Origin of the sequence: Nostoc sp. S13 (genome assembly GCF_029379315.1) — a bacterium.
Lineage (GTDB): Bacteria > Cyanobacteriota > Cyanobacteriia > Cyanobacteriales > Nostocaceae > Nostoc.
Map to the genome: position 1 here is coordinate 1 of NZ_JAQYWQ010000167.1, position 11148 is coordinate 11148.

Consider the following 11148-nt stretch of genomic DNA (forward strand, 5'->3'; position numbering starts at 1 on the left):
CAGACAAACTTCACCAACTCCCACCAGACAAACTCCACCAACTCCCACCAGACAAACTCCACCAACTCCCACCAGACAAACTTCACCAACTCCGACTGAGGGAGCATCGGTAGCAGTAGTAGCTCCTTTGGTTAAAGATGAAGTGAGTAACTTGATACAAGCAGGAAGATTGCGACAAGATGCCTTACCCGACGTTATTGCTTTATACAAGGGAAGCAACACAAAACAGTTAGACTCAAGTTTTCTTGTCCATAATTCTGGACTTGAACCAGCACAGATATTGGCTAGCTTAATAATTGATAACAATGGCAACTTTCAACAGGCTGTAGTTCTAGAAATAGAACCAGCAAGATTGCAAAGCCAAAAAAGCAGATACGAGCAAGTCCTTAGCGAAGTTTTCAAAACAGAAAACTTTATTGCTGCTCACAACAACGATGGGACAAAACCAGGTTTGAGCAATCTTTATGTACGAATCAAAATCCAACCTGCCAGTTCCAACTAAATGCTTGAATTTTTGCAAAAACTGTGTTAGATTTATCAGGTTGGAGATTTGCGGGCGTAGTTTAGTGGTAAAACTATAGCCTTCCAAGCTATTAATGCGGGTTCGATTCCCGCCGCCCGCTTAGAAAAAAACTTTGAAATTCACTGGCGCAAAAAGCAAGTCTGTGCTTGGTAAAATAACTGTTTCAATCACGGAATGCCTATTATAGCAGTCCTAATTCATTTATGAAAATTTCTGTTTATTCCTCTCTCTGCGTTCTCTGCGCCTCTGCGGTTCGTTAAAACAGTAATTTTCACAAGTCAGATAGGATTGCTAAATGTAGTTATCACAAAACCTACAAGTATGGAATAAATAGCAAGGCAAGTGAACACTATTACTTTGCTATGTGTTGGACTATTGTAGAGTGAGTATCTTGCCCGCCCAGTCAATGCAAGTCTGATGTTAAACAGCTTAATTATTGCTTTTTTTGACCAAGAAACAGCCATAATTGATTAAGCGATGCCTGCGGCGGGCTACGCCTACGCCAAAGTTGACGAAGAAATAAAAAAACTAGAGGAATATCGCACAGCTTTATTTTCTGAGTATCCCTCATCGCTACAACATAAATAATATGTAATATTTATCCAAATCTGCCGCTAACGTAATCTCTGGTGTCTTCCTGCTTAGGATTGTTAAAAATTATTTCTGTGGCATCGTACTCTACCATGAAACCGTTACGACCACCTGTTTCTGTAGTGCGAACATTAAAAAAGGCTGTCTTATCAGAAACCCGCGCTGCTTGCTGCATATTATGAGTGACGATAACGATGGTATATTGCTCTTTAAGTTGGTGAATTAGTTCTTCAACCCGCAAGGTGGAAATAGGGTCGAGGGCGGAGCAAGGTTCATCCATCAATATAACTTCAGGTTGTACTGCGATCGCTCGAGCAATACACAACCGTTGTTGTTGTCCACCAGATAAAGACGAGCCACTTTGTCGCAGTTTATCTTTGACTTCATCCCACAAAGCTGCTTTTCTGAGACTGCTTTCTACCAATTCATCAAAATTACCTTTGTAACCGTTGATTTTGGCTCCAAAAGCAATATTGTCATAAATTGATTTTGGAAATGGGTTTGGTCTTTGAAACACCATCCCAATCCGACGACGCACTTCTACAGGATCGATGTCGGATGCATATAAGTTTTTATCGTAAAAAAGTATTTGACCTTCTGCCCGAAATGACTCAATCAGGTCATTGAGGCGGTTATAGCATCGCAACAACGTACTTTTACCACAACCAGAAGGGCCAATAAAGGCTGTCACCTGATTTTTCGGTATATCTAGCCAAATATTTTGTAAGGCTAAAAACTTGCCGTAGTAAACGTTAAGATTTTCGGTGCGTAAAACGGTTTCAGTGTCATTCACTGTGCTAATATTAGTAGCCATAAATTAAGTTTAGTGTTAGTTTTAGCGATGTGGATCTGCACTGTAGATAGGATGTTTACTAGGCTTTTTGACGAGTTGCCCAGCGAGCGATGATACTTGTGATTAAAACCATCAATACCAAAATCAAAGATGCTGCCCAAGCTAGTGATTGCCAATTTTTAAACGGAGAAATGGCATATTTGTAAACCAAAACAGCAAGGGAAGCTGTTGGTTGGAATAAGCTATCTGGCCAAAAGTTGGAAAACAGAGCAGTAAATAGTAAAGGTGCCGTTTCTCCAGATGCTCTGGCGATCGCCAGCGTTGCCCCGGTTACAATTGCTGGTAAAGCTGCTGGTAAGACTACTTGACTCACTGTTTGAAAGTTAGTCGCTCCTAACCCTACAGATGCTTGTCGCAAATCTTGGGATACTAACTGCAAGGCTTCATCAGTAGTTCGCAAAATAATTGGCAACATCAAAATTGCCAGTGCAAACCCTCCACCGAGAGCGGAATATGATCCTAAGTTCAATTTTACCAGTGCTAAAACTACAATCCCATAGGCAAATACCCCAGCAATAATTGAGGGGACTCCACTAAGGACATTAGCCGCAAAACGTACCCATCTGGCTACTTTCGCCGAACTAAATTCTGTGATGTAAATAGCCCCTAAAACTCCAAAGGGGATGCTAATTAAGGCAGCAATTCCTACCATCAGCAGTGTGCCTAAGATTGCATTACCAAAGCCTCCTCCCTTTTGTAGAGCCTTCGGTGGCAATTCAACAAACACCGCCAGATTCAGACTGCTAAAGCCTTTAATAATCACGTAAGATAGCACTGCTAGCAAAGGTAAAAGTGCCAATACTCCGCAGGTAAATGCAACTACGGTCATCACTGTATTAAACAGTGTCCTCTGAGACATAGGAGAGCGAGTTAAACTGCGCTCTGGAAAATTAGAAGTCATAATTTAACCCAAAACTAAGCTATATTCGCTTGACTCTCAGAACGATCAACTCTGCCAGAATATTGACTACCAGCGTCAAGAAAAATAGAACTAAAGCCGCATACATTAAAGCCGCAACTTGCAAACCACTAGCTTCTGAGAATTGATTTGCCAGTAAAGAAGAAATCGTATTAGCTGGTGCTAAAAGAGAGAGACTGATGTTATTGGAGTTGCCAATTAACATCGTTACAGCCATTGTTTCTCCCATTGCCCGGCCAAGTCCCAGCATCACAGCACTGACTATGCCCGAAAAGGCTGCTGGGATGAGAACTTGCAAAATCGTTTCCCAGCGCGTTGCTCCTAATCCTATAGAGGCTTGGCGCAAACTGGGGGGTACAGAAATCAAGGCATCGCGGGATAAGGCTGTGATGATGGGCAAAGTCATAATCGCTAATATGACTCCCGCAGGCAACATTCCTGGGCCTGTAGGAGAAGTGCTAAAAAATGGCAGCCAGCCAAAGTAACTATTGAGCCATTTTCCCAAGCTGGTTAAGATTGGCACCAAAACAAAAATACCCCACACGCCGTAAACAACGCTGGGAATAGCTGCCAGTAGTTCTACTGCAAAAACTAGTACCAGCTTCACTTTAGCGGGCAAAAAATTCTCGCTCAGTACAACAGCAGTACCAACCCCAATTGGTACTGCTATCAGTAGACCAATAAAAGAACTCAAGAGAGTTCCATAAATTTGAGGTAGCACCCCATAGCTATCATTAACTGGGTTCCAAGTGGTGTTGGCTAAAAAGCTAACACCAAACTTTTGAATAGCAGGCCAAGCGCCAATTGCAACCTGTGAACCAATCCATAATAAAGTGGCAGTAACCCCAAAGGCGAAAATTTTAGTCAGCCAAATAAAACCCCGATCTAGGGACTTTTCTGCGTCAGAGCGATTTTTCATCGCTGATGACAGATTTTGAGAATTTGTAGTCATGAATACCGACTTTAACAATTAAATCAGAGAAAAATGTGTGAGGCAACCAGATTAGTAAAATTGTCGTTTGATCATCTATTTAAACTGATACATTAGTAACTCCCTGTTCTTAGTTACTAATGTGCATAAAACGACCAGTTCATCAATTATTGATTAGGGATGTTTGATGCTTATTTGCTAGCGCTACTACCACTGCCAACAGAGATTTTATACTCTGGACTGATTTGGTCAGCAGCAGCAGCTACCTTAGTGATGACGTTTTGGGGTAGAGGAACATACCCTAGTGTCGTAGCTTGCTTCTGACCCTCAGTTAAAGCGTATTCGATCGCGGCTTCAATTGCCTTAGCTTTTGCCGCATTGGCATATTTCTTGTAAGCCAAAATCCAGGTGTAAGTGACTATGGGATAGGAATCAGCCCCTTCTGGATCGGAAATGAAGAGGCGGAGATCTGGCGGTAGAGCTACTGATTCCAGAGTTTTAGAGGCTGACTCTTCACTAGCTACAACAAACTTACCGTCTTTGTTTTCCAAAGCCGCAAACTTGAGACTATTTTGTTTGGCATAGCCGTACTCGACATAACCAATAGAACCTTGAGTTTGTTGGATTTGGGCGGTAACACCCTCGTTACCCTTAGCACCGACTCCCGTAGGCCAGTTGACAGTTTTGCCTTCACCAACTTTAGTCTTCCACTCCGGGCTAATAGCACTGAGGTGTTTTGTAAATACACCCGTGGTTCCACTACCATCGGAACGATAAACAACTGCGATCGCTTCTTTAGGAAGCTTTACACCTGGGTTAGCCTTGGCAATTTGGGGATCATCCCAAGACTTGATTTTGCCTAGTAGAATATCGGCGTAAACGACCCGTGGCAGCTTGAGTTCTGCAACATCTGGCAAGTTGTAAGCCAGCACGATACTACCAGCAGTTACAGGCAGTAAAATAACGCCCTTATCCGGTGGCACTTTCTGGATTTCTTCATCTTTCATGGCAACATCGCTGGCACCAAAGTCTACAGTACCTTTGATAAATTGCTCAACTCCAGCACCGCTACCAACTGATGCATAATCAACTTGCAGATTTGGATATTTTTTGTTCAAATCCGTGAACCAGGTGTCGTACAGTGGTGCCGGAAAAGACGCACCAGCCCCGGTTAATTTGACGGTTCCGCCAAGGTCTAATTTAGTTGGGGTAGAGGCGGTAGTATCTGTAGCAGTGCCAGAAGGCGTATCCTTAGTGGCTGTGCTATCTGGGGTTTGCTGTCCGCCACAACCTGCGAGGGTGAGTGTCAGTGCTAACACTGAAATTGAACCGGTGAGGCGATGAGTTTTTATTACACTAAGTCGTGAGAGCATCGCTATCAATTTTTTATTATATTTCCAGGTGAGCGTTTCTAAGATACCCCTAAAGGACAACAATTAAGATTAACGATAGGTTAATAAAACAAAAAAATAAGCATTTTTTTGATGAAGAGCAAATCCTTATTTCTAGTTTTGATTGATAAATTTTATACTTTATCTATAGAATAGGTGATAAATAATGCTATTTTAAGCCGGGTACACGTATTTACAAAACTTTATTCTTAGTGTAGTTTCGTTGGTCAAGTCATCAAAAAAGTATATTAATAGATGATAAAGCGTGGTAAAAACAAAAGGCTTATAAGAGAAGGCAGAAGGCAAAGGGCAGTTGTTGCTGGAGGAAAGAATTATGAATGAAAACTTTAGTTATAGGTATAAAACCCAGTTTAAAAAGAAGAATTGTATCGAGTCAGAGTGCAGCGAGATACGCGGAGCGATCGCCTAAAAAAAGTGCATTCAGGAAACATCTTAAGCACTTTGTAGCCAATTTAGGCAATGCTCTGAAAAATTAGTAGAAATATGAGGCTCAGTAATTATACCATATTTTAGGTCAAATCCCAGAATTAGAACACGCCTCAGTCAATAAAATCAGACAATATACACCTAAACCGCTATTCGCACAACTGAAAAATTACATCCCAAAAAGGCAAAAGAAAATATGCTAGTTCTTAAGATGTCAGCACAAATTTCATTTCAATATTAATAGACCTCTTGCATAAATCACAAATAAAAACCCCATCCCGCCAAAGCTAGGCTTTGTCTCCCCTAAGAGCAAACTCTTAGGGGATTAAGGGGAGCCAGTGCGGGAATAGGAGTCTCCCCAAGTGGAGCATCTAGGGTGTGGGGTGTTAGGGACTTTTGCAAGATATCTAATGAATATACTGCTTGTTATTGGTTTTTCTTTTTGCCTTTCCTTGGTTGTCTGAATAAATGTTTGCTGCTTCCAATCAATTACTATGGTCTATGATTGGCTTACTCCTAACAATGGGTGGCAATTTCCTAGAAGCTTATAGCATTACCTTACCTTGGAGTTGGAGTCAACACGGAATCCAGACTTTTTCTTTAGGAGTCAGTTTTCAAATTGGCGCAGTGCTGCTAGTGGGTTGTTTAGGAGGCAAAAATGCCGGTGCGCTCTCGCAAATTGCCTATTTGGTGATGGGGTTAACCTTATTACCTGTATTTGCCGATGGCGGCGGGATTGGTTATGTTAAGCTATCTCAGTTTGGCTATCTACTAGGCTTTATTCCTGGAGCTTGGATTTGTGGCTTGTTTGCTTTTAAAGCTAGACCTCGACTAGAAACTCTCGCCTTTAGTTGCATCTGTGGCTTGTTAACTCTCCACCTATGCGGTATTAATTATTTGATTATTAGCTATATTTTTCAGTGGAAAGGCGCAGAAAATCTACCCTTGATGCAAGCAATCCTTAGATACTCCTGGTTTGCACTACCAGGGCAACTAGCTGTGGTGTGTGCCGTTACTGTAATAGCATATGTATTGCGTCACTTAATGTTTTATTAGTTCATTGTCCTTCATGATTTGTCAAAAGCTCATGACCAATGACCAATGACCAATGACCAATGACCAATGACCAATGACCAATGACCAATAGACTTATCCGGAAATGAGAACTTTATTTGGCTGAAACCTAGCTCTGGAGAGGGTTTTAGAGGTTCCTGTTTTATATAAGCTAAAAAGCCAGCTATGTAAGGGTTTCAGCTATTTTGAGGTTTATTTGTGGATAAGTCTAATGACCAATGACCAATGACCAATGACTAATTCGCCATGCGTTTAAAAAATCGCCTTTTCTGGATCGCTGCCTTCATAGCTTTTTTCTTAGACCAAATAACAAAATACTGGGTGGTGCAAACTTTTAGCTTGGGGCAGACACTACCACTCTTATCTGGGATATTTCACTTGACCTATGTCACTAACACTGGTGCGGCTTTTAGTCTGTTAAGTGGGAAAGTAGAGTGGTTGCGCTGGCTATCTTTAGGAGTGAGTTTAGTATTGGTAGTGTTGGCCTTGTTTGGTCCAACTTTAAATTTGTGGGATCAGTTGGGCTATGGCTTGATTTTAGGTGGAGCTATGGGCAACGGTATTGATCGCTTTATTTTAGGCTACGTCGTTGATTTTCTTGATTTTCGCCTGATTAACTTTGCTGTATTTAATGTGGCAGATTCATTTATTAGTATCGGTATTGTTTGCCTGTTAATTGCTTCCTTGCAAAAAACGCCGACTTCAACTGGCAGGTCGCATTAAACTATTAAGCCTGGGATGGTTAATCCCAGGCTATTGATTACTAAAACCCTTGCTTAGTCGTATATCCGAAGACTTGATCTATAGGTTCGGGCGATTGTAATTTTTCATCTTATACCAGTTCGCATAACTGGTGGATAAGGTCAAGATGCACCAGCGATTGCTGATGGCAAACTAGTATTTAGATTATGCCTCAGCTTTTAATTTAATTACCTGTACCAGGAGTTTTTGGGGAACTGGAGCCTGGAGTACTGGGAGAGGTACTTGGTTCGATACTACTGCCAGGAGTGCCAGGAGTGCCAGGTTGTTCAGGTGGGGTTGAGCTACCTGGTTTGGTAGTGCTGCCAGGAGGAGTACCAGAATCAGGTGGGGTAACGCTTCCTGGTCCTGGAGTTAAGTTGCTAGGAGTGCCAGGTTCAGGTGGGGTTGAGCTACCTGGTTCGGTACTGCTGCCAGGAGTACCAGATTCAGGTGGCGTAACGCTTCCTGGTTCGGTACTGCTGCCAGGCGTGCCAGGTTGAGGTGGGGTAATACTTCCTGGTGCTGGAGTTAAGTTGCGAGGAGCGCCAGGTTCAAGTGGCGTAACGCTTCCTGGTGCTGGAGTGCTTTCGGGAGTGCTAGATCCAGGTGGGGTAACGCTTCCTCGTGGTGTGGTGCTATCTGGAGCGGTGGTGCTATTAGGCGTGGTTTCTGCTGGTACTGTAGTGCTACTAGGAGCGCTAGGGGTGAGTGCTGTGCCGCCAGGACAGCGAGAGTTGAGTGGAAAATACTCGCAGAGAATTTTCATCCCTTCTGGCGACAGCTTGATTTCCGTTGGTGCACTAGTGGAGTCGCTACTGGATTGGGCTATGGGGGATTTACTGGATTGACCTACAGCAATGTTAGCGGTGAGCGCTAAAGATAAAGCTGTACCAATCATGGTCAGAGATTTTCCCATCATTCTTGAAATTAACCTTAACGGAACACTCGGCCCATTAAAACAGACAATAAAATTTAGAAAATCTTCCTAAATGAAGATATTTATGTCTATTTCAGAATATGTGGATATGTAAATTGGTAAAAATTAAATCTGTTATTTATTGAGAGTTAGTGTTTAATAATACAATAATAAAAATTATGCGTTTAGTTCAAGAACTAGTAATAGTAGATAAAATCAGCCTTTGAGGATGGAAAAAAAATTTATGCTTTTATAAATAAGTGACGAAAATCACAAATTAATTACAGTTGTCAGCAAAATAAAAGTATAAATTAAATCAAAAAGTTACGTATAGCCAATTTATGCTTTGGCTTATGAGTAAAATGATGAAAGACTAACATTTAAATTGATTGTAATTTGCCCGATTCTTCACTAAAAACTGTGATGTGAATAGCCGATGAGTTCTCCCCAACCCCCTCACAAGCCACAAACGTTACTAGGTCAACTGACTCAAGCAGTACATACGATTCAAGCTAGGGTCGATTTTTCTAAATTGGCGCTCAAGCCTAATGCCAAGGTACCGGAACTTTGGGTGCAGGATGCGGGGGCGGATAAGGCAGAGGTATATCCACTGTTGGGCGATCGCTATATTCTAGGTCGTAGCTCCAAATCCAGCGATATCGTCATCCGTAACCCTGTTGTCAGCCAAATTCACCTGTCACTATCGCGGAATTCTACTCAGCGCACACCAGTTTTCGTGATCAAAGACGAAAACTCCACCAATGGGATTTATCGTGGCAAGCGTCGTGTTAATACCCTGGAACTGCGTCACGGCGATATTCTCACTCTCGGGCCTCCAGAACTCGCCGCTTCTGTGCGGTTGCAATACGTCGATCCACCAGCCTGGTATGTCAAAGCTGCAAGTTTGACAGCTTATAGTGTTGGCGGTGTCAGCGCCCTCTTGGCGTTAGTGATTGGTGTCGAATGGCTGAAATTTTCAGTAAAACCCCTACCGACAGCTACACGCGCTCCAGTAGTTGTTTATGCTCGTGATGGAACTACGCCGCTGAGAGAGCCTCGGACTACCTCTCATATAGATATGAAGCGTTTAGAGGAATTTGGCCCTTATTTGCCTACTGCGGTGGTGGCTTCAGAGGATAGTCGTTATTACTGGCACTTTGGGGTTGATCCTCTGGGGATTTTACGAGCCTTGTTGATCAATAGCCGCAGCGGAGATGTGCAACAAGGAGCCAGCACTGTTACCCAGCAAGTTGCCCGCAGTTTGTTCCGCGAGTATGTAGGCAGACAAGATAGCCTGGGACGCAAATTGCGGGAGGCAATTGTCGCCTTGAAGCTTGAAACCTTTTACAGCAAAGATGAAATTTTGCTGATGTACTTAAATCGGGTTTTTTTGGGAGGGGATACCTCTGGCTTTGAGGATGCATCCCGATATTATTTTGAGAAATCGGCTAAAGAATTAACTTTGGCAGAAGCAGCAACATTGGTGGGAATTCTACCAGCCCCTAACGGCTTCGATTTTTGTGGGGATAGTCAGAATAAACTAGAAGCTGCTGAATATCGCAATCGTGTGATTAAGCGGTTGCTGGAGATGGGCAAAATTAAACCTGAAGATGCGAACCGAGCCAGACGCTCCACTGTCCAAGTTAGTCCTAAAGTCTGCGAACAGCAAGCTAAGACGATCGCTCCTTATTTTTATAGTTACGTCTTCTCTGAGCTGGAATCAATCTTGGGGCAGGGAGCCGCAAGAGAAGGAAATTATATCATTGAAACCCAGCTTGAGCCAGCTATCCAGAGCCAAGCAGAAACAGCATTACGGAATTCAATCAATAACGGTGGCGCAAATTTTAATTTTTCTCAAGGGGCGGTAGTCACCCTTGATTCCAGTACTGGCAGCATTCTCGCAATGGTGGGCGGCACTGATTACAAAAAAAGTCAGTTCAATCGTGCTGTTCAAGCCAAAAGACAACCAGGTTCCACCTTCAAAATCTTTACTTACACAGCCGCTATTCAACAGGGAATTTCACCATCTAACAGTTATTCTTGCGCTCCTTTAACTTGGCAAGGCTTCACCTATAAACCCTGTCGTTCAAGTGCTGGCAGTTTAGATATTGCCACCGGGCTGGCTCTTTCAGAAAATCCCATCGCCTTGAGAGTTGCCAGAGAAATTGGGCTAGATAAAGTGGTGGCAATGGCGCAGCGTTTGGGGATAAAGTCATCCCTCGATCCAGTTCCGGGCTTGGTACTCGGTCAAAGCGTGGTCAATGTTTTGGAAATGACTGGTGCTTTTGGCGCTATTGGCAATCGTGGTGTGTCGAATCCTCCCCATGCCATTAACCGAATTTTAGACAGTGGTGATTGCCGCGATCGCAATGATATCAAAACCTGTCGTGTAATCTACTCCTTCGACCAAGATCCAGATGCCAACAAACGAGTGCTGGCAAATGGTGTAGCCGATGAGATGACTAATTTAATGCGCGGCGTAGTCACAAGAGGTACTGGACGCAGTGCTGCCATTGGACTGGGGGAAGCTGGTAAAACTGGCACGACTGATAAAAACGTTGACTTATGGTTCATCGGTTTTATCCCCAGTCGGCGGCTTGTAACTGGTGTTTGGCTGGGAAACGACAATAATTCCCCTACATCTGGTAGCAGCGCTCAAGCAGCTCAGTTGTGGGGAAATTATATGAGACGGATTACAAAATAAATTGGCATTGGGCATTGGGCATTGGGCATTGGGCATTGGGCATTGGGCATTGGGCATT

General features: G+C 43.1%; 8 protein-coding genes, 1 tRNA gene and 1 pseudogene. 5 read left to right on the forward strand and 5 right to left on the reverse strand.

Annotation, left to right across the window (positions count from 1 at the left end; genetic code table 11):
• Together PUQ00_RS30315 and PUQ00_RS30320 are read left to right on the forward strand one after the other, a co-directional pair.
• Positions 1–502, forward strand: a pseudogene (locus PUQ00_RS30315) (hypothetical protein); the annotation flags it as partial.
• 50 nt (positions 503–552) lie between these two features.
• Positions 553–623: transfer RNA gene (locus PUQ00_RS30320), tRNA-Gly, on the forward strand.
• Between the two features lie 498 nt (positions 624–1121).
• Here PUQ00_RS30320 and pstB read toward each other — a convergent pair.
• From pstB to pstS, 4 genes are all read right to left on the reverse strand, one after another.
• Complete coding sequence (pstB, locus tag PUQ00_RS30325) at positions 1122–1928, reverse strand: phosphate ABC transporter ATP-binding protein PstB (protein WP_300423469.1); 807 nt, start codon at positions 1926–1928, stop codon at positions 1122–1124.
• A 58-nt stretch (positions 1929–1986) separates the two neighbouring features.
• A complete protein-coding gene (gene pstA, locus PUQ00_RS30330) occupies positions 1987–2868 on the reverse strand; it encodes a phosphate ABC transporter permease PstA (protein WP_300423470.1) in 882 nt (293 codons plus the stop codon).
• A 19-nt stretch (positions 2869–2887) separates the two neighbouring features.
• On the reverse strand, positions 2888–3838 hold the full coding sequence (gene pstC / locus PUQ00_RS30335) for a phosphate ABC transporter permease subunit PstC (RefSeq protein ID WP_300423472.1): 951 nt from the start codon (positions 3836–3838) through the stop codon (positions 2888–2890).
• A gap of 170 nt (positions 3839–4008) precedes the next feature.
• Positions 4009–5190 (reverse strand): phosphate ABC transporter substrate-binding protein PstS, encoded by a 1182-nt coding sequence (gene pstS, locus PUQ00_RS30340; protein WP_300423473.1) that lies wholly within the window; start codon positions 5188–5190, stop codon positions 4009–4011.
• 933 nt (positions 5191–6123) lie between these two features.
• Between pstS and PUQ00_RS30345 the strand changes: the two genes are divergently transcribed.
• Both PUQ00_RS30345 and lspA read left to right on the forward strand, forming a co-directional pair.
• Positions 6124–6711 carry a biotin transporter BioY gene (locus PUQ00_RS30345; protein WP_300423474.1) on the forward strand — a complete coding sequence of 196 codons (588 nt, stop codon included), beginning with the start codon at positions 6124–6126 and terminating at the stop codon, positions 6709–6711.
• A gap of 264 nt (positions 6712–6975) precedes the next feature.
• Positions 6976–7452, forward strand: a complete 477-nt coding sequence (lspA, locus tag PUQ00_RS30350) for a signal peptidase II (protein WP_300423476.1) — start codon at positions 6976–6978, stop codon at positions 7450–7452.
• Between the two features lie 202 nt (positions 7453–7654).
• On the opposite strand, the gene PUQ00_RS30355 is transcribed toward lspA, so the two are convergent.
• Positions 7655–8389, reverse strand: a complete 735-nt coding sequence (locus PUQ00_RS30355; RefSeq protein ID WP_300423478.1) for a hypothetical protein — start codon at positions 8387–8389, stop codon at positions 7655–7657.
• Between the two features lie 433 nt (positions 8390–8822).
• Here PUQ00_RS30355 and PUQ00_RS30360 point away from each other — a divergent pair, with 433 nt between their 5' ends.
• A complete protein-coding gene (locus PUQ00_RS30360) occupies positions 8823–11090 on the forward strand; it encodes a transglycosylase domain-containing protein (RefSeq protein ID WP_300423479.1) in 2268 nt (755 codons plus the stop codon).
• Positions 11091–11148 lie beyond the last annotated feature (58 nt).

Excerpts from the sequence above, each read along its gene's own strand:
- pstB (WP_300423469.1), bottom strand. The coding sequence starts at position 1,928 with ATGGCTACTAATATTAGCACAGTGAATGACACTGAAACCGTTTTACGC.
- pstA (WP_300423470.1), bottom strand. The coding sequence starts at position 2,868 with ATGACTTCTAATTTTCCAGAGCGCAGTTTAACTCGCTCTCCTATGTCT.
- pstC (WP_300423472.1), bottom strand. The coding sequence starts at position 3,838 with ATGACTACAAATTCTCAAAATCTGTCATCAGCGATGAAAAATCGCTCT.
- pstS (WP_300423473.1), bottom strand. The coding sequence starts at position 5,190 with ATGCTCTCACGACTTAGTGTAATAAAAACTCATCGCCTCACCGGTTCA.
- PUQ00_RS30345 (WP_300423474.1), top strand. The coding sequence starts at position 6,124 with ATGTTTGCTGCTTCCAATCAATTACTATGGTCTATGATTGGCTTACTC.
- lspA (WP_300423476.1), top strand. The coding sequence starts at position 6,976 with ATGCGTTTAAAAAATCGCCTTTTCTGGATCGCTGCCTTCATAGCTTTT.
- PUQ00_RS30355 (WP_300423478.1), bottom strand. The coding sequence starts at position 8,389 with ATGATGGGAAAATCTCTGACCATGATTGGTACAGCTTTATCTTTAGCG.
- PUQ00_RS30360 (WP_300423479.1), top strand. The coding sequence starts at position 8,823 with ATGAGTTCTCCCCAACCCCCTCACAAGCCACAAACGTTACTAGGTCAA.